This window comes from Micrococcus sp., from assembly GCF_030523875.1.
Lineage (GTDB): Bacteria > Actinomycetota > Actinomycetes > Actinomycetales > Micrococcaceae > Micrococcus.
Genome location: NZ_JAUNHR010000004.1, coordinates 36,086 through 53,116, shown reverse-complemented (window position 1 = coordinate 53,116; position 17,031 = coordinate 36,086). Strand labels below are relative to the sequence as shown.

The following is a 17,031-nucleotide window of genomic DNA, read 5'->3' as shown; positions in this document are numbered from 1 at the left end:
ATCTACTGACGGCCGTCTAGACCATCAGGTGTTGCGAGGACCCCCTGAATCCGCCCGAGGGGTGCGGCGCCGTCGTCGTGTGCCCGGGGGCGCTGCCCGGCCGCTCAGCCGGCCAGCAGCACCTCCAGGTGGGCGGCGAGCTCGAGCAGGCGCCCCTCCGCGCCGGGCCGGCCGATCAGCTGCACGGACCAGCTCAGCCCGGCCTCGTCCCGGTCCACCGGCACGGACACCGCGGGCAGCCCGAGCACGTTGACCATCGAGGTGTAGGGGGTGAAGGCGCACTGGGCCGCGTAGTTCTCCTCCGGGGGCAGGGCCAGGAAGTGCCCGACCTCCGGGGGCGCGGCGGCCAGCACCGGCGTCATCACCACGTCCACCGAGCCGAACTGGGCGCGCACGTTCTGCGCCCAGTCCTCCAGACGCTCGACGGCGGCCGCGATGTCCTCCGGCCCGGCCGCCCGGGCCGAGCGCAGGAAGGAGGCGGCCACCGCTCCCACGCGCTCCTCGGCGTCCGGGGGGAGGGGAGCCCGCAGCAGCCCCGAGGTCCACACGGTGCGGAAGTCCTCGTGGTAGCGCTCCCCGTAGTACGGGCTGAAGGGCTCCACCGCGTGCCCGCCGGCCTCGAGGAGGGCGCCGGCCCGCGTGAGGGCCGCCAGCGCGGGGCGGGCCAGGCCAACCTCCACCGCCGGGGGGAACGGGGAGACGGTGCTCAGGCCGATGCGGGCGCCGGCGTGCGGGGTCCCGGCCCGCCGGTCCTCCGCCGCCCGGCGCACGTCCGCCAGCGTCCGGCCGCCCAGGCCCTCCGGATTGGCCATCACGTCGAACAGCAGGGCCGCGTCCTCCACGGTGTGCGCCAGTGGACCGGACACGGTCAGCGTGCGCACGGTGTCCTCGGCCTCGTCCGTGGGCACCGTGCCGCGGCCCGGCTTCAGGCCCACCAGCCCGCAGGCGGCCGCCGGGATGCGGATCGAGCCGCCGCCGTCCGAGCCGGGCGCGAACGGCAGGATCCCCGCAGCCACGGCCGCCGCCGAGCCGCCGGAGGAGCCCCCTGGCGTGCGGGCGGGGTCCAGCGGGTTGCGGGCCGGCGGGCCCACGAGGTTCTCCGAGTAGGAGTCCAGGCCGAACTCCGGGACCGTGGTCTTGCCCAGCACCACGGTGCCGGCCTCCCGCAGGCGGGCCACGAGGGGGTCGTCCTGCGCGGCCGGCGGGGCGTCGGCCAGCAGCGCGGAGCCGCGGCGGGTGGGCATCCCGGCCACGTCCGTGAGGTCCTTCACCGCCGTCGGCAGGCCGTGCAGGAGGCCGAGGGCGACCGTGTCGCGCTCGGGCCGGTGCGCCGCGTGGCGCTCGTCTGCGGCGGCGGCCTGGGCCAGCGCCGCGTCCGGGTCCAGGTGGGCGAAGAGCCCCAGGTCGGCGCGGGACTCGGCGGCGGCGAGGGCCGCCGTCGTCACCTCCCGGGAGCTGAGGGCGCCCGAGGCGAGGTCCTGAGCCAGTGCATACGCACTGCGGCCCAACAGCCGGCCCGGTCCGGGCGCGGGGGAGGAGGGGGAGGTGGCGGTGCCGTCGAGGTGCTCAGCCATGCGGATCAGGGTAGAGGGTGTATGCGGGTCACAGGGAGAACACGGCTGAGGACCGCCCCGGATGTGGGACGGCCCCCAGTCAGTGGATGGTGGGGTCAGGCGGTCGAGACCGTCTCGTTCGTCGCGCGAGGAGTGGCCCGCGAGGACCACACGACGTAGCCGACGGCGTACGGGACGGCTCCGAGAACGATGACGGCGGAGGCCCAGGGGCTGGGCCATGCCAGGAGGAGACCGAGTCCGAGGAAGAACAGGACGGTCTTGACCACGAACGCCGCGCCGAGAGAGGCCGAGCGTTGGACACCCCATGCGAACAGGACGAGGGCGACGACCCCTGCGACGGCGACGTACCACCACGGATTCTCACCGAGGGCGTCTCGGCGGAGGGAATCGACCGCCAGGATGCCGCCGACGGAGGCAAGGAGCTCGGGGACGGGAATGATGCCAGTTCGGTTTTGAGAGAACATGGGAGTCCTTTCTTTTTACTGGTCGCGTGTCATTCAATCTCAGAGCGCAACGGGGGGATGCCCCACTGGGCGTAGATGGCAATTCCCTTCTGCTGGGCGACGGCGCCGAGGATTTTTACCCCCAGGTCCGCAAAGAATGTTCCCCCCAAAATTGCGGCCCCCACAGCGATCGGGCCACTCATGGCGGCGGTGAATACTGTCCAAGCGGCCATGAGAGCCGCAGGGCCAACCTGCGCGGCGGAATAGAGTGCTGCCCCGACGCCTGCGGTCAGCGCGTGGTAATCCAGGTAAAGCAGTCGCGCGCCACCGCCAGCTGTTGGTGAAGACACCTCAGGTGGCTTGAGTGCGAGCGGGTCCTGGGTGAGGGATGACGTCGCGCGGTTCTCCTTGGAGTTTGCCCGCTGAAGGATGGCCTCGACGGTTGCTCGCTCTGCTGAGGTCAAATTGAAACGCTTGGCTATGCCGTCAAGGCCGCCCTTAAGGCCCAGGCGGCGCCCGTCAAAGATGAACTCGGTCGCCAGGCGAGTGACAATGTGATCTACACCTGCAGCAGGTCTTGAGGTTGCAGTGGCCCCTCCTGCGCCCATTGCGGTGGCGGGGAAGGCGACAGCGAAGGCCTACGCGGTAACGCCTGTCAGCACGGTTCGACGATCAACATAATTCATGACGCGATCTCTCCTCTGTTGGATCTGCTGACTTACCAGATTCGATCTCTGCCCCTTGAGGATATGACCCACCGCAGTGACGGTCAACACATCTCACAGACTCCGATGCTGGAATCACAGGAGGGTGGCGAACGTCGTGTCTCCGCGCCCGGTGGTCCGCCGCTGAGCCGAGAGCTCAACAGGGGTGTGGGGTGTTCGGGCGGCCGACTACCCTGGGCCGCATGAGCCTCTTCGAGACCGTCTCCGCCGACCAGGTCCCCGCCGACGCCCACATCCTCGACGTCCGCGAGGACGACGAATGGGCCCTCGGCCGCGCCGCGGGCGCCGTCCACATCCCGCTCGGCGAGCTGCCGGAGCGCCTGGACGAGCTGGACCCGGACACCGACTACCACGTCATCTGCCGCAGCGGCGGCCGGTCCGCCCGCGCCGCCGAGTTCCTGGCGGGCCGCGGCTACTCGGCCATCAATGTGGCCGGCGGCTCCGGCGCGTGGCTCGAGGCCGGCAAGCCCATGGAGGCCGACGGCGACGCCGAGCCCACCGTCAAGTGACACCTTCCGAGACCCCGCGCGCCGGGGCCGACGCCGCCGGCTCCGATCCGGCGGGTCGGCCCCGGCACGCGTTCCTGGGCCCGGAGGGCACGTTCACCGAGGCCGCCCTGCGCCGCCTCGTGGACCCCGACGCCGCGGACCTCGTGCCCGCCTCGTCCGTGCTGGCCGCGCTCGCGGCCGTCCGTGCCGGCGAGGTGGACTCGGCCGTGGTGCCGATCGAGAACTCGGTGGAGGGCGGCGTCTCCGCCACCCTGGACGACATCGGCTCCGGCGAGGAGCTGCAGATCCGTGCCGAGGTCCTCGTGCCCATCAGCTTCGTGCTCGTGGGCCGGCCGGGCGTGGCGCTCGCGGACGTGCGGCGGGTGAGCACCCACACGCACGCGTGGGCCCAGGTGCGCGGCTGGATGGCGGAGCGCCTGCCCGGCGTCGAGTTCACGCCCGCCTCCTCCACGGCCGCCGGCGCGCGGCTGCTGCTGCCCGCCGAGGTGGTCGGGGCCGAGGACGACGCCGGGGCCGTCCCGGCCGCCGACGCGGCGGTCTGCGCCCCGCTCGTGGCCGAGCAGACCGGACTGCCGGTGCTCGCCGAGCGGATCGAGGACGTGACCGGCGCCGTGACCAGGTTCGTGCTGGTGTCCCGGCCTGGGGCACTGCCGGAGGTGACCGGCGCGGACAAGACCACCGTCACCGTGCCGCTGCCCCACGACCACCCCGGCGCGCTGCGGGAGATCCTGGACCAGTTCGCCACCCGGGGGATCAACCTCTCCCGCATCGAGTCCCGCCCCACGGGCGAGGGCATGGGCCGGTACTTCTTCTCGATCGACCTCGAGGGCCACCTGGCCGAGGCGCGCGTGGGCGCGGCCCTGGCGGCGCTCCACCGCAGCTTCCCCGGCGTGCGGTTCCTGGGGTCCTACCCGCGCGCCGAGGGCCACGCGGTGCGCGTGCCGGCACACGTCACGGACGAGGCCTACCGCCGCGGCAGCGAGTGGGTGCGCGGGATCCTCGCCCGCTGACCGGGCGCGGCCCCCGCGTGCTCAGGACTGGACGGAGGCCCGCTCCTCGTTCTTGATCATCACGACCAGGGAGTCCGCCTGCACCCGGGCGTCCAGGGCGGTGATGCTCCCGGTGGCGTCGCCGTCGAGCTGGGACAGCGTCGGCTCGGCGAAGCGCACCTGCACCCGGGTGGCCTGCTTCGTGTGCAGCGAGTCCAGATCCCTGCGATGACGGGTGAGCGTCTTCACCGCGATGCGCGCCCAGTCCATCGTGTTGCGCGGGGAGAGGATCAGCACGTCCAGCAGGCCGTCGTCGAGCTTGGCCTCCGGCAGCAGCTCCATGCCGGCGGTGAGCATGCCGCAGTTGGCCACGAGCACGGAGCGCATCTTGTAGGAGCGGAAGGGGCCGCCGTCGAGCGCCACGGAGATCTCGTGGCGCTCCCCGCCCAGGTGGCGCAGGCCGGCCTCGGAGTAGGCCAGCCAGCCGGCCATGTCCTTGAGGTCGTCGCGGGTGTCGCCCATGATGTCGGCGTCGTAGCCGGCGCCGCCCATCACGGTGAAGGTATGGCGCGTGCGCTCGCCGTCCTCGTGGACGAGGCGCACGTCCACGGTGTCGATCACCCGCTGGTGCCCGTGCAGGGCGATCCGCACGCACTCCTCGGGGTCGTTGATCGGCAGGCTGAGGTTGCGGGCCAGCAGGTTGCCCGTGCCCAGCGGGACGATCCCCAGGGCCACGGAGGTGTTGGCGAGCTCCTCGGCCACGGTGCGCACCGTGCCGTCGCCGCCGGCCACGAGGACGCGGCGCACCCCGGCCGCGACGGCGTCGCGCGCCATGCGGGTGCCGGGGTCGTCCTCCTCCGTCTCCAGGACCAGGACGTCCCCGAAGCCGTCCCGGCGGGCCTGGGTCTCCACGAAGTCGCGGATCGCGGCCACGCCGGACTTGATCGGGTTGTAGATGAACGCGATCTCGTGGTCCGGGCGGGCCTCGCCCTCCGTGGCCGTCAGCCGCTCGCTGAGGGTGGCCACGCGGGCCTCCAGCGCCTGTACGTCCTCGCGGGCGTGCCCGAGCGAGCGGCGCAGGCGGCGCTGGCGGGCCACCACGAGGCCGAGGGTCACGGCCAGCGCCACGCCCAGCACCAGTGCGACGAGGGCGAACAGCATCTCCGGGGTCATGGGGACAGTCTAGGATCCGCCCGCCCCCGCGGGGGCCGCCGGGCCCCTGCGGATAGGCTGGGACCGTGATCGACGTCAAGGACCTCATCGACCAGCCCGAGAAGTACCGCGCCTCGCAGGAGGCCCGCGGAGCCGACGCGTCCCTCGTGGACCGGATCGTCGAGGCGGACGCGTCCCGCCGCGCGTCGATCTCCCGGTTCGAGGAGCTGCGCGCCGAGCAGAAGGCCTTCGGCAAGAAGGTGGCGCAGGCCCAGGGCGAGGAGAAGCAGGCGCTGCTGGCCGAGGTGAAGGACCTGGCCGCGCAGGTGAAGGCGGCCGAGGCGGCGGCGAACGAGGCCGAGGCCGAGCTGCTGGCCCACCAGCGCGCCTTCCCCAACCTGATCATCGAGGGCATCCCCGCCGGTGGCGAGGACGACTTCGTGGTGGTGAAGGAGGTCGGCGCCCCGCGCGACTTCGCGGCCGAGGGCTTCGAGCCCCGCGACCACCTGGAGCTCGGCGAGCTGATCGGCGGCATCGACATGGAGCGCGGCGCCAAGGTCTCCGGCGCCCGGTTCTCCTTCCTCAAGGGCGTGGCCGCGCGCCTCGAGCTGGCCATCATGCAGATGGGCCTGGACCTGGCCCTGGAGAACGGGTTCGTCCCCGTCATCCCGCCCACGCTCGTGCGCCCCGAGACCATGCAGGGCACCGGCTTCGACGTGGAGCACGACGACGAGATCTACCGCCTCGAGCGCGACGACCTCTACCTTGTGGGCACCTCCGAGGTCGCCCTGGCCGGCTACCACGCGGACGAGATCATCGACGTCGACGCCCCTGTCCGGTACGCCGGCTGGTCCACCTGCTACCGCCGGGAGGCGGGCTCGGCGGGCAAGGACACCCGCGGCATCATCCGCGTGCACCAGTTCAACAAGCTGGAGATGTTCATCTACTCCTCCGTGGAGGACGCCGAGGCCGAGCACGCGCGCCTGCTGGAGTGGGAGGAGCGGATGCTCGCCGCGATCGAGGTGCCCTACCGCGTGATCGACATCGCCGCCGGCGACCTCGGCATGTCCGCCGCCCGCAAGTTCGACTGCGAGGCGTGGGTCCCCACCCAGGGCACCTACCGGGAGCTGACCTCCACCTCCAACTGCACCACCTTCCAGGCCCGCCGCCTGAACATCCGCGAGCGGGTGCAGAAGGAGGACGGCTCCAAGGGCGGCACGCGCACCGTCGCCACGCTCAACGGCACGCTGGCCACCACGCGGTGGATCGTGGCGATCCTGGAGAACCACCAGAACGCGGACGGCTCCGTGACCGTCCCGGCGGCGCTGCGCCCGTACCTGGGCGGCCTGGAGCGCTTCGAGCTGGTCTGAACCGACCCCGCGTCGCAGTCGGCGACGGGTGAGGGCTGAACGGATGACGATGACGGCGGCCCTTCAGGCGCGCACCCTGCGAGCGCGACGAAGCCGGGCTCTCACGATGCGCACACCGGTGGTTGTTCCCTGTCGACGTTCTGCTCGTGGTTCCTGTGCGCTGTGATCCATGATCCGAGCCAGAAGATCCAGGCGAGCAAGGCGGCGAGGCAGAGAAGTGCACCGAACAGGGTGGCGGGTCCTCCGGCATCGATCACTAGGAGCAAATGAAGGAATATGGCTCCGGTGGTCGTGATGCCGATCAGCGCCCCGATTACCTCCACCCAGGGAAACCCCGGCATCGATGCCCTCGGGTCGCCCTGCTGCGCCCCCGCTGAGGTGAGCGCCACCACCCACGACAGGCCTGCGATCGCGAAGGCGATGATATATGCCCGTGTGGGAAGCGCTTCGTTGCCCCCATAGCCAGTGATGGCTGTGATGAACAGTGGAACGAGCATGCTGTAGGCCGCGATAATGACGAGGGCCATGACAGGTGCACGTCGATGGGGGCGGTTGCTATGGATGTTCGAATTCATGGTCTCTCCTGACGTCCTTCCGGAGCCTCCCGATCGGAGTCACAGCATGTTTGTGGGAATCTTTCCAAGGGATACGTGAAATTTGGTCTGCGGCCAATTGAGGCTGAGGTTGTCGACAAACCGAAGTACCTCTTCATCTCCGGCTACCCACCGCCCGCTACCGGAAGAGGCGTTGGAGCACACAGTTCCGGATGACCGTCCCGGGTGGCTATAGCGGATGCACACGCTGATGATCCGTTCGCCCTGATAAATGTTTGCTCCGGCTTTCGCCCTTCCCACGTAGATGAACTGAGCTACTTCCTTACTTGTTGCATAGCTGCTGCCCCAGGTGGCCTGGGTGCTCTCGACACCTCGGGGAGGGGGATCTCTAAATTCGAGGCGCATTTCCCCGCCCCCGGCACCAGTGGGATGCGTTGTGAATTCCGAGTGGGTCGTAACGGTCTCACCGCTCAGGGGGGCTGCATTTGCTGGGGTAGCAACGCCTGCTAGAAGGAGGAGGGCTGCTGTTGTCGTGACTGCTTTGGCGGTTCGGTTCTTCACGGGGACCTCCGAGGAGCGCTAGTCGATAGCGTGTGACACAGGGAACACTACGATGATTTTGAACCTTGCACATGTTTTGTTATGTAACTGTTAGGTTGAGTCATCGGTCCCGCTCAGCCGCGCCGGCCAGGAACGCAAGCGCCTCGGGGCCGGCATGGACGAGCGCGCCGGGGTGGTCGCCGTCGTGCGGATCCACGAGCCGGGCGCCGAGCGCCCGCGCGAGCCGACGGCTGTGCCGGTGCGGCACGGTGCGGTCCCGTCGGCCGTGCCAGATCCGCACCGGCACCCCCCGGGCCCGCCGGGCGGGGGGCAGCAGCGCCGACCAGTCCTCGTTGATCACCTGCTCGTCCTGGATCGGCCCGGCCGCACCCTGCCGGAACGCCTCCCGCCAGGAGCGCGCCAGCGCCCCGGCCGCGGACGGGTCCACGGGCTCTCCCGCGACATCCGGTCCGGCGACCCGGGTGCGGGCCCGCCGCAGCCGGTACTGGGCGAGCGCCGCCGTTGGACCCCAGTCCCGCGCCCGGGCTACGCGCGCGGCCACGGGCAGGTAGAGCCGCGGCAGGAGCCGGTTGGCCCAGGGCACCGCCGGCAGGAGGCCGGCGGGGGCGAGCAGCGCCACGCCCGTCAGTCGCTCCGGGATCCGCGCCAGGCATGCCAGCGCGTACGGTCCGCCGCCGGACCACGCGAGGACCCCGGCCCGCTCGACCCCCAGCCCGTCCAGCAGGGCGACGACGTCGGCCGGCCAGTGCCCCAGCCGCCGCCCCGGCACGTGCGGGGTCCGGCCCATCCCGGGCCGGTCCGGGGCGATCAGCCGCACGCCGGCGGTGCGCGCCGCGGCGTCGAGGGCGGCGGCCTCCCGCCCGGACCCCGGGGTGCCGTGGAAGTGGAGCACCGGGACGCCATCGGGATCCCCGAACTCGTGCCAGTGGAGCATGGGCGCATGCTACGCCCGGTGGACCGGCGCGGAGCGGGATCCTCCCGGAGTCTGATCCCCGCACTCCGGTGAGCGGCGTAGCCTGTGCCCGTTCCGGCACGGGCCGGAGCCGTTCCACCGCCCCCGGCACACCGGGCGCACCGTCAGGAGATGTCATGGGATCCGTCGCCGTCTCGCCCGTGGGGCCACGTCTGCGCGGCTGGCTGCGCGGGGTGCCGGCCACGTGGACGCTGCTGCTGCTCTGCGCGCTCGGCCCGCTGCTGCCGCTCGTGGGGCCGGTGCGCGCGGACACCCTCCTGCGGACCCCGCACGCGCTGCTGACCTCCATGCTCTGGGCGCCCCACGCCGGCTGGTGGGTCCTCTCCGTGGCCGGCGTCCTGCTGCTCGGCCCGCCCGCCGAGCGCGCCGCCGGGACGGGGCGGTTCGCGGCCCGGGTGCTGCTCGGCCAGCTGGTGAGCGTCCTGGCGGTCCTGCTCCTGGCGCGCCTCACGTCCGTCGTGGACCCCGCGTGGGGCGCCGTCCTCGCCGGGGACGCCGTGCACGGCCCGTGGCCCGGGCTGGCCGTGGCGGCCCTGCTCCCGGCGGCCCGGTGGCCCGCCACCCGGCGCCGCCGCCTGGCCACCGTGCTGCTGCCGTTGACCCTCGTCGCCGTGCTCTTCTCCGGCCACCCGCAGGACGCGGCCCTGAGCACGGCCGTGCTGCTGGGCCTGGGCCTGGCGCGGCTCTCCGCGCGCCGGGCCGGCCGGCACCTGCCGCCGGTGGGCAGCCGCAGCGAGCGGCGCGTCCTGGTGGCCGCGTGCGTGGCCGCCGTCGTGCTGGGCACGGTGCTGGCGCTGGGCTCGCCCCACCTGGTGGGGCCGCTGGCCGGCACGCGGCGGCTGTTCGCGGGTGCGGACGTCTCCGCCGCCTCCGTGGCCGAGGCGTGTGCGGACCCCGCCCGGCTGCGCGCGTGCACGCGCGGCACGTACCTGCTCACCGCCACCGGTCCCGGGGCCGTGCTGCTGGCGGCCATGCCCCTGGTGCTGCAGCTGGTGCTCGCCGACGGCCTGCGCCGCGGGCGCCGTGCGGCCCTCGTGGGCACCGTGGCGCTGCAGGCGGTGCTCGCCGGGCTCGCGGCGGCCCACCTGTCCCTGGTGGCCTCTGCGGTGGCCGTGGGCCCCGTGGGCCGTCCGGACGACCCCGCCCTGCTGGCGCGGCTCGCGATGCCCGTGCTCGTGCCGCTGGGACTGCTCTGGCTCGTCCTCGCCCATCGGCGACTGTTCCGCGCACGGGCGCCGCGGGGGGCGTACCGGCGCCTGGCGGCGGTGCCCGCCCTGGCGGCCGTGGGGGTCGCCGTCACGGTGGCGGGCGGCCTGGCGGTCCCGGAGCAGTTCGCCCCGCGGCCGACGCCCGGAGCCCTCGTGGCGGACGGGCTGATCGCCCTGCTGCCCTCCACCGCCCTCACCGTCCTGACGCCGGCCGCCCTGCCGGACGGACCGACGGCCCGGTTCCTGCTCGAGTGGGTGCCGCTGGCGCCGTGGCTTGCGCTGGTCGCCCTCACCTGGCGCGCCCTGCGCCCGCTGGGCGGGCAGTCCCATGCGGACGCCCCCGCCGACCTCGTGCGCGCCCTGGCCCCGGCCTCCGCCACGATGGCCTGGATGGGCACGTGGGAGGGGTGCCGGGTGTGGCGCTCGCCCACCCACGACGCCGCCGTCGCCTACCGCGTGCACCAGGACGTGGCCGTGACCGTGGGCGACCCCCTGTGCGCCGAGCGGGACCTGCCCGTGGCCGTGCGCCAGTTCGCGGAGTCCTGTGTGGACAGCTCCCTGGTGCCCGCCCTCTACTCGGTGCACCCGCCGACCTCGGCCGCCGCCCGCAGGCTCGGCTGGACCGGCGTGCAGGTGGCCGAGGAGGCGGTCATCCGGCTGGGGGAGGTCACCTTCGGCGGCAAGCGCTTCCAGGACCTGCGCACCGCCCGCAACCGCGCCGCCAAGGAGGGGATCACCGCGCGCTGGACGACGTGGGCGGAGGCCGGCGAGGACGCCCGCGCGCAGATCCGGGGGATCTCCCGGGCGTGGGTGGCGGAGAAGGAGCTGCCGGAGATGGGCTTCACCCTCGGCGGCCTGGCCGAGCTCGACGACCCGGCCGTGCGGCTGCTGCTCGCCGAGGACGGCGACGGCCGCGTGCACGGGGTGACCTCGTGGCTCCCGGTGCACGACGCCGGCGCGTGCGTGGGCCTGACCCTGGACTTCATGCGCCGCGCCGAGGACGGGTTCCGCCCCGTGGTCGAGTTCCTCCTCGCGCGCGCAGTCACGGACGCCCAGGACGAGGGCCTGCGCCTGGTCTCCCTCTCCGGGGCCCCGCTCGCCCGCTCCGCCGCGGCCGGCGACCCCGCCCCCGGCGACGACGGCGCGGCCCCCTCCGGCGCCCAGGACACCGGGTCGCTGGACCGCCTGCTCGACGCCCTGGGCGCGCGGCTGGAGCCCGTGTACGGCTTCCGCTCCCTGCACGCGTTCAAGGAGAAGTTCGGACCCGAGCACGTGCCGCTGCACCTGTGGGTGCCGGACCCGGCGCAGCTGCCCCGCGTGGGCGCGGCGCTGACCCGCGCCTACCTGCCGACCATGACCCTCGGGGACCTCGTGCGCGCCGGCGGCGAGCTGCGCCGGAAGGAGGGCTGAGATGGACCTCGTGCCCGTGTGGCTGCTCGACACCCCCCTGCTCGCCCCCGGGGTGGCGCCTGCGGCCCTCGCCGCGGCGCTCGCCGTGGTCGCCGGGCTCTGGGCCTGGCGCACCCGGCGCCTGCCGGTGGGCGTGCAGGCCGCGATCGTGCTGGTCCCCGCGGCGCTCGCGGTGCTGGGGTGGTGGGTTGTGGACCGGGTGTGGCAGCCGGTGGCCGACGGCGTCAGCCCGCTCGTGTTCGCCTGGGTCGCCCTGGCCCTCGTGGTGCTGGGGCAGGTGCTGGCCGGCCCGTGGCGGCCGGCGCCGGCGCGCTGGGGGGCGGCCGGCGTCGTCGGGACCCTGGTGACGGCCCTGTGCCTGGCGCTGGGGGTCAACGCGCACTACGCCACGTACGAGTCCTTGGGCGTGCTGACCGGCTCGAACGTGACGTGGACGGCGTGGGACCGGGCCCGCCCCGCCCCGGCCCGGACGGTGGTGCCCGCCGCCGCGTGGCGGGCCCCGGCGGACCTGCCCGAGCACGGCACGGTCTCCCCGGTGGCCCTCCCGGCCGCGGACCCGGGCTTCCACCCGCGGGACGCCGTCGTGTACCTGCCCCCGGCCTACCGGGCCGACCCGCGGCCGGCCCTGCCGGTGATCGTGCTCATGGCCGGGGTGCCCGGGCATCCCTCCGACTGGTTCGGCCCCGGCCGCGCCGCCGAGACCCTGGACGCGTATGCCGCGGCCCACGGGGGGATCGCCCCGATCGTGGTGTCCGTGGACCCGCTCGGCGGCACCCTGGTGAACCCGCTGTGCTCGGACGGGCCGCACGGGGACGTGGCCGCGTACGTGGCGCAGGACGTGCCCGCGTGGGTCCAGGCGACCCTCCAGGTGGACCCGGACCGCGCCCACTGGGCCGTGGGCGGCATCTCCAACGGGGCCACGTGCGCCCTGCAGACCGTGGCCCGCACCCCCGACGCCTACGGGACCGCGCTCGTGCTCTCCGGCGAGCTGCACCCGGACCTCGGCGGGGAGGAGCGGACGGTCGTGGAGGGCTTCGCCGGGGACCGCGCCGCGTACGAGGCGAACGACCCGCTGAGCCTGTTCGCCGCGGCGGAGCGCGGCGTGGGACCGGGCGCGGACGGCGCGTACCGGGACGTGGCCGGGATCGCGAGCGTGGGGGAGGGCGACACCTACGTGGGCCCGCCCGTGCCCCAGGAGCTCGCGGCCGCCGCCGGCCGCGCCGGCCTGGACCTGCAGGTGCGCACCTACCCGGGCGGGCACACGTGGAGCGTGTGGTCCCGCGCGTTCGAGGACCAGCTGCCGTGGGCGGCGGAGAGGATGGGACTACGATGAGGCACGATCACGAGGACGTCCGGGGCGGGTCCGCCGCCCGGGCGGGCAGGACGACGCCGGAGGGCCACGCCCGCTGGCGGCGCCACCACCTGCGCCGGCTGGGCGTGAGCGCCGGGGCCGGCGCGGCGGCCGGGCTGGGGGCGGCGCTGCTGCCGGTGGGCGGCTGGCTGATCGACGTCCTGGTGGGCGTGACGGTCGGGCTGCTCGTCAGCTCCCTGTGGGTGATGCGCCTGATCTTCACCCTGGACTCGGAGGGCACGGCGGAGCACTTCCGCGGCGTGGACGGCTCCCGCCGTGAGGTCGAGCTGCTCAGCCTGGCCGCCGCCGTGCTCGCGCTCGTGGGCATGGGGGTGCTGCTGACCGAGGGGCAGGACCGGACGGCCAGCGCCGTCGTCGGGATGGCCGCCGTGGTGGCCGGCTGGCTGACCGTGCACACCACGTACACGCTCAGCTACGCCAAGCACTGGGTGGCGGAGGAGCCCGGCTGCATCGACTTCCCGGACGACGCCGCCCGCGGTCCCTCGGACGGGGCCGCCGGCGACGCCGGGCCCGTCCGGACCCCGCCGCTGTCCGAGTTCGGGTACACCCCGTTCTCGGTGGGGATGACCTACCAGATCTCGGACACCACGCTGAAGAGCCCGGCCATCCGGCGGCTCGTGTTCCGCCACTCGCTGGTGGCGTTCGTGTTCGGCACCGTGGTGCTCGCCTCCGCGCTCAACGTGGTGATCGGGCTGGCCTCCGGCGGGGGCGGCTGAGCCCGCGTGCCCCGCCCGTTCACCCGCGCGTCGCCGACGTGTCCGCCCCGTGTGGTTGGGTGGAGTCCATGACTCGCAAGCTCGTGTGCCTGGACGTGGACGGAACCATCGTGGATCACGACGGGCATCTGCACGAGCCCGTGCGCGAGGCCGTGCGCGCCGTGGCGGAGGCCGGGCACCACGTGGTGATCGCCACCGGCCGCTCGCGCGGGGCCACCCTGCCGGTCGCGAAGTCCCTGGGGATCGAGCGCGGCTACATGGTGTGCTCCAACGGCGGTGTCACCCTGCGCCTGGACCCCGCGCTCGAGGAGGGCTACGAGGTCACCGACCTGCGCACCTTCGACCCGCACTCGGTGCTGACCCAGCTGCGCGACCGCCTGCCCAGCGCCAAGTACGCCCTCGAGCTGCCGGACGGCTCCTTCCGCTCCACCGAGCGGTTCCAGGACATGTCCTTCGGCGTGGCCGCCGAGGGCGTGTCCTTCGAGGAGCTGATGTCCACCACCGCCGTGCGCCTCGTGGTGTTCTCCACGGACTCCTCCGCCGAGGAGTTCGGCCGCGCCGTGGAGGGCATCGGCCTGTCCGGCGTGGCGTACTCCGTGGGGTGGACGGCGTGGCTGGACATCGCGGCGGCCGGCGTCACCAAGGCCTCCGCACTCGAGGGGCTGCGCACCGTGCTGCACATGGACCCCGCGGACACCGTGGCCGTGGGGGACGGGCGCAACGACGTCGAGATGCTGCGCTGGGCCGGTCGAGGCGTGGCCATGGGCCAGGCGGTGGACGAGGTCAAGGAGGCCGCGGACGAGGTCACCGGCGGCGTGGACGAGCACGGCCTGGCCGACGTCCTGAACGGCCTGGTCGACTGACCCCGCCCCGGCGGGGGCTCAGCCCGCGGCGAGTCCCAGCAGCCGGGCCGCGGCCGGGCGGCACGCGTGCTCCTCGTTCCAGAAGGAGCGCTGCACCGCCTGGGACACCGCCTGAGCGGTGATCCCGAGCGCCTCGGCCGCAGGCTTCTGCTGACCGCGCACCCCGGGCACCAGCAGGTCCAGCACGGCCCATTCGGCGTCGGTGCGCGTCCACACCAGCTGCCCGACGAGCTTCAGGACCGCCTCGGCCTCCGCGGCAGCCTCGGTGTCGAGCCCGCGCACGGCCAGCGGGATCCGCGCGGTGGACAGCGCCGCCGCCTCCACGGCCCGGCGCGCCGCGGCGAGACCCGGCCCGCCGGCGTCGTTCACATCCCCGGACGCCGGGAGGCCCGCCGACCCGTCCGCGTGCGTCACGCTCCCGACGCCGACACCCACGTTCCAGCGCCGCTCGCGCAGCGCGCGCAGCGCCACGTCCACGGCGGCGTGGGGGTCCTCGACCACGCCGATCGCCTCGTCCCCCACCGAGCGCTGGAACGGCAGCGGCGCCGTCGCGAGTCCCGGCACGGCCAGCTCGGCGTCCCGCAGGGTGCGCAGCAGCGCGTCCACGCGGTCGCCGGCGTCGGGGGTGTCCCGCTGGTTGAGGGTGAGCACGAACATGGCGTCCATCCTCCCACCCCGCTTCATGCCAGAGTTGGAATCCACACTTGCAGAGTGGGAAACCCTTTTCTAAGTTTCCTTGTATGGATCTGGATGCCACTCTCTTGGACGATCTCCTCCACCATCTCCGGCGAGTGCACGGTGATACGACGGATGTCGAGGTCAAGCGTGCGGCCGGTGGTCTGCCGGAGAACGTCGGAGAGACGCTCAGCGCCTTCGCCAACACCCCCTCGGGTGGCCTTCTGGTCCTCGGGGTCGACGAGGCGAACGACTTCGCCGTCACCGGCCTGAGCGATGCCGCCACCGTGAGCGGCGGGCTGATCGGCGTCGCCCGCACCGCTGTCTCGCCCTCACCGAGGGTGACCGTGGAGATCGTGGACGTCGAGGGCCTGGCAGTGCTCATGGCCCAAGTGGAGCCGGTGCTGCTCGCGCAGCGTCCGGCGCTCTTCCACGGCCGCGCCTACTTTCGCCAGGGCGACGGCGACCACGTCATGAGCGAGGACGACCTCCGTTATCTGGAGGCCCAAAAGCTCATCGAGGCCACCCACGTCGACCACGACCTCGTCCCCGTCCCCCACACGGTGTTCACGGACCTCGACCCCGACCTGGTGGCCGAGGTCCTCCTCAGTCTTCGTGCCGGCTCCCCACGGTTGGCGCGGATGGACGACATGGACCTGCTCCGGACGGTGGGGGCGGTCGGCCAGGACGGGCGCCCCACTCTGGCTGGCCTCTACGCGATGGGCCGCTATCCACAGGGGCCCTGTCCGCAGTTGACCGTCACGGCAGCCGTCCGGCTGCCGCCGGGCCCTTCCGGCGCGCGGACCCAGAACCTGCGCCGCTTCGAGGGGCCGTTGCCGGAGCTTCTGACGGATGTGACGGCATGGATCGAGCAGAACCTGGCCGTTCGACAGGCCTACGACTCCGACGGACACATGCGTGACGTCTCCGAGTTCCCCGGGCGGGCCGTGCGAGAGGCGGTGGCCAACGCCCTGGTTCACCGAGACCTGTCTCCGCTCACGGCGTCCAAGGGCGTGGACATCAGGATCGACGACCGGTCCCTGCTGGTGATGAACCCCGGTCGTCTCAGCAGCTTCACCGTGGACCAGCTCGTCACAGGGCCGCTCACCCGGGCTGAGGTGAATCGTCATCTCTACCGCCTCGCCGCACACCTGCGCACCGCGCAGGGCACCCGCGTCATCGAGGGGGAGGGCGGGGGGATCCTGGAGATCTTCCGCTCCCTGCGCGAACGGGGCTTGCAACGTCCGCAGATCTTCGACAACGGCGTGACGGTGACGGCCAAGCTGTGGCGCGGACCGATGTTCGATGCGGAGACGGAGGAGTGGATCGCCGCCGAGGCTCCGGGCAGGCGGCTCTCAGCGGTCCAGAAACGGCTTCTACTCGGCGCTCGTGAAGGCGAACGCTGGGAGGTGGGCAGAATCCGACGGGAGTTCTCGCCCCTGTCCGTCGACGAGGCGCGAGCCGAGCTCCAGGAGCTCGTCCGCCGGGGTCTGATCGATGTAGGTGATGACGCCCGGCTTCGCCTGGCCAGTGCCCAGACGGTCGCTCACGGACCTGCGGCGGTGAAGAACGAGGGCGACACCACATCCGGAGACGGCCGGGAGGCTGCGCCCGTGCGTGAAGGCGACCGCCAACGTGGGGGCTCGGTGCGGCGCAGGAACGGCGATCTCATCCTCGCCGAGCTCCATGAGGGGCCGGCGTCGCTCACGCATCTTGTCTCCGCCACCGGTCTCACTGAGAACCAGGTGCGCTATGCGCTCCACGGCCTCGCTGAGGCGGGGAGAGTGCGCCGTCATGGCGGCCAGGGCGTACGCGGCACCACATATGAGGCGCTCTGAGCCCCCATCACGCATGATGACGGCCGCCCCCTCGGAGGGGAGCGGCCGTCGTCGTCGGTCGGGTCGGCGGAGCCGGGCCCGCAGGCCCGGGCGCCGGAT

15 protein-coding genes are annotated in these 17,031 nt (G+C 73.3%); 8 read left to right on the top strand and 7 right to left on the bottom strand.

The annotated features are described in order from the left end of the window. Nucleotides 1-104 precede the first annotated feature (104 nt). The 3 genes from Q4D18_RS01360 to Q4D18_RS01350 form a co-directional block, all read right to left on the bottom strand. Nucleotides 105-1,574 (bottom strand): amidase, encoded by a 1,470-nt coding sequence (locus Q4D18_RS01360; protein WP_303125034.1) that lies wholly within the window; start codon nucleotides 1,572-1,574, stop codon nucleotides 105-107. A gap of 95 nt (nucleotides 1,575-1,669) precedes the next feature. Continuing rightward, entirely contained in the window at nucleotides 1,670-2,038 is a 369-nt protein-coding gene (locus Q4D18_RS01355) for a hypothetical protein (RefSeq protein ID WP_303125032.1), read from the bottom strand. 29 nt (nucleotides 2,039-2,067) lie between these two features. Then, complete coding sequence (locus Q4D18_RS01350) at nucleotides 2,068-2,481, bottom strand: hypothetical protein (RefSeq protein ID WP_303125030.1); 414 nt, start codon at nucleotides 2,479-2,481, stop codon at nucleotides 2,068-2,070. A 443-nt stretch (nucleotides 2,482-2,924) separates the two neighbouring features. On the opposite strand from Q4D18_RS01350, the gene Q4D18_RS01345 reads away from it, so the two are divergent. Together Q4D18_RS01345 and pheA are read left to right on the top strand one after the other, a co-directional pair. Continuing rightward, nucleotides 2,925-3,251, top strand: a complete 327-nt coding sequence (locus tag Q4D18_RS01345; protein WP_303125028.1) for a rhodanese-like domain-containing protein — start codon at nucleotides 2,925-2,927, stop codon at nucleotides 3,249-3,251. Further along, nucleotides 3,248-4,261 carry a prephenate dehydratase gene (pheA, locus tag Q4D18_RS01340; protein ID WP_303125026.1) on the top strand — a complete coding sequence of 338 codons (1,014 nt, stop codon included), beginning with the start codon at nucleotides 3,248-3,250 and terminating at the stop codon, nucleotides 4,259-4,261. Before Q4D18_RS01345 ends, pheA begins: the two co-directional genes overlap by 4 nt. Nucleotides 4,262-4,282: 21 nt before the next feature. On the opposite strand, the gene Q4D18_RS01335 is transcribed toward pheA, so the two are convergent. Then, complete coding sequence (locus Q4D18_RS01335) at nucleotides 4,283-5,413, bottom strand: diacylglycerol kinase family protein (RefSeq protein ID WP_303125024.1); 1,131 nt, start codon at nucleotides 5,411-5,413, stop codon at nucleotides 4,283-4,285. Between the two features lie 65 nt (nucleotides 5,414-5,478). On the opposite strand from Q4D18_RS01335, the gene serS reads away from it, so the two are divergent. Further along, nucleotides 5,479-6,762 (top strand): serine--tRNA ligase, encoded by a 1,284-nt coding sequence (gene serS / locus Q4D18_RS01330; RefSeq protein ID WP_303125022.1) that lies wholly within the window; start codon nucleotides 5,479-5,481, stop codon nucleotides 6,760-6,762. Between the two features lie 101 nt (nucleotides 6,763-6,863). Here the strand turns inward: serS and Q4D18_RS01325 are convergent, their stop codons facing one another. Continuing rightward, a complete protein-coding gene (locus Q4D18_RS01325) occupies nucleotides 6,864-7,337 on the bottom strand; it encodes a hypothetical protein (RefSeq protein WP_303125020.1) in 474 nt (157 codons plus the stop codon). A gap of 640 nt (nucleotides 7,338-7,977) precedes the next feature. After that, nucleotides 7,978-8,811, bottom strand: coding sequence for an alpha/beta fold hydrolase (locus tag Q4D18_RS01320; protein ID WP_303125018.1), 834 nt, complete (start codon nucleotides 8,809-8,811; stop codon nucleotides 7,978-7,980). Nucleotides 8,812-8,966: 155 nt separating this feature from the next. Between Q4D18_RS01320 and Q4D18_RS01315 the strand changes: the two genes are divergently transcribed. The 4 genes from Q4D18_RS01315 to Q4D18_RS01300 all read left to right on the top strand — a co-directional run bounded on the left by Q4D18_RS01315 (nucleotide 8,967) and on the right by Q4D18_RS01300 (nucleotide 14,419). Next, nucleotides 8,967-11,468 carry a bifunctional lysylphosphatidylglycerol flippase/synthetase MprF gene (locus tag Q4D18_RS01315; RefSeq protein WP_303125016.1) on the top strand — a complete coding sequence of 834 codons (2,502 nt, stop codon included), beginning with the start codon at nucleotides 8,967-8,969 and terminating at the stop codon, nucleotides 11,466-11,468. A gap of 1 nt (nucleotide 11,469) precedes the next feature. Further along, nucleotides 11,470-12,801: an esterase family protein gene (locus tag Q4D18_RS01310; RefSeq protein WP_303125014.1), complete on the top strand. Its 1,332-nt coding sequence runs from the start codon at nucleotides 11,470-11,472 to the stop codon at nucleotides 12,799-12,801. Further along, nucleotides 12,798-13,556 (top strand): DUF1345 domain-containing protein, encoded by a 759-nt coding sequence (locus Q4D18_RS01305; RefSeq protein WP_303125012.1) that lies wholly within the window; start codon nucleotides 12,798-12,800, stop codon nucleotides 13,554-13,556. Before Q4D18_RS01310 ends, Q4D18_RS01305 begins: the two co-directional genes overlap by 4 nt. Before the next feature lie 68 nt (nucleotides 13,557-13,624). Further along, nucleotides 13,625-14,419: an HAD family hydrolase gene (locus Q4D18_RS01300; RefSeq protein ID WP_303125010.1), complete on the top strand. Its 795-nt coding sequence runs from the start codon at nucleotides 13,625-13,627 to the stop codon at nucleotides 14,417-14,419. An 18-nt stretch (nucleotides 14,420-14,437) separates the two neighbouring features. On the opposite strand, the gene Q4D18_RS01295 is transcribed toward Q4D18_RS01300, so the two are convergent. Then, nucleotides 14,438-15,076, bottom strand: a complete 639-nt coding sequence (locus Q4D18_RS01295; RefSeq protein WP_303125008.1) for a hypothetical protein — start codon at nucleotides 15,074-15,076, stop codon at nucleotides 14,438-14,440. 83 nt (nucleotides 15,077-15,159) lie between these two features. On the opposite strand from Q4D18_RS01295, the gene Q4D18_RS01290 reads away from it, so the two are divergent. Then, complete coding sequence (locus tag Q4D18_RS01290) at nucleotides 15,160-16,932, top strand: RNA-binding domain-containing protein (protein WP_303125007.1); 1,773 nt, start codon at nucleotides 15,160-15,162, stop codon at nucleotides 16,930-16,932. The last annotated feature ends 99 nt before the right edge of the window (nucleotides 16,933-17,031 follow it).

Excerpts from the sequence above, each read along its gene's own strand:
- Q4D18_RS01360 (WP_303125034.1), bottom strand. The coding sequence starts at position 1,574 with ATGGCTGAGCACCTCGACGGCACCGCCACCTCCCCCTCCTCCCCCGCG.
- Q4D18_RS01355 (WP_303125032.1), bottom strand. The coding sequence starts at position 2,038 with ATGTTCTCTCAAAACCGAACTGGCATCATTCCCGTCCCCGAGCTCCTT.
- Q4D18_RS01345 (WP_303125028.1), top strand. The coding sequence starts at position 2,925 with ATGAGCCTCTTCGAGACCGTCTCCGCCGACCAGGTCCCCGCCGACGCC.
- Q4D18_RS01335 (WP_303125024.1), bottom strand. The coding sequence starts at position 5,413 with ATGACCCCGGAGATGCTGTTCGCCCTCGTCGCACTGGTGCTGGGCGTG.
- Q4D18_RS01325 (WP_303125020.1), bottom strand. The coding sequence starts at position 7,337 with ATGAATTCGAACATCCATAGCAACCGCCCCCATCGACGTGCACCTGTC.
- Q4D18_RS01320 (WP_303125018.1), bottom strand. The coding sequence starts at position 8,811 with ATGCTCCACTGGCACGAGTTCGGGGATCCCGATGGCGTCCCGGTGCTC.
- Q4D18_RS01315 (WP_303125016.1), top strand. The coding sequence starts at position 8,967 with ATGGGATCCGTCGCCGTCTCGCCCGTGGGGCCACGTCTGCGCGGCTGG.
- Q4D18_RS01310 (WP_303125014.1), top strand. The coding sequence starts at position 11,470 with ATGGACCTCGTGCCCGTGTGGCTGCTCGACACCCCCCTGCTCGCCCCC.
- Q4D18_RS01305 (WP_303125012.1), top strand. The coding sequence starts at position 12,798 with ATGAGGCACGATCACGAGGACGTCCGGGGCGGGTCCGCCGCCCGGGCG.
- Q4D18_RS01300 (WP_303125010.1), top strand. The coding sequence starts at position 13,625 with ATGACTCGCAAGCTCGTGTGCCTGGACGTGGACGGAACCATCGTGGAT.
- Q4D18_RS01295 (WP_303125008.1), bottom strand. The coding sequence starts at position 15,076 with ATGTTCGTGCTCACCCTCAACCAGCGGGACACCCCCGACGCCGGCGAC.
- Q4D18_RS01290 (WP_303125007.1), top strand. The coding sequence starts at position 15,160 with ATGGATCTGGATGCCACTCTCTTGGACGATCTCCTCCACCATCTCCGG.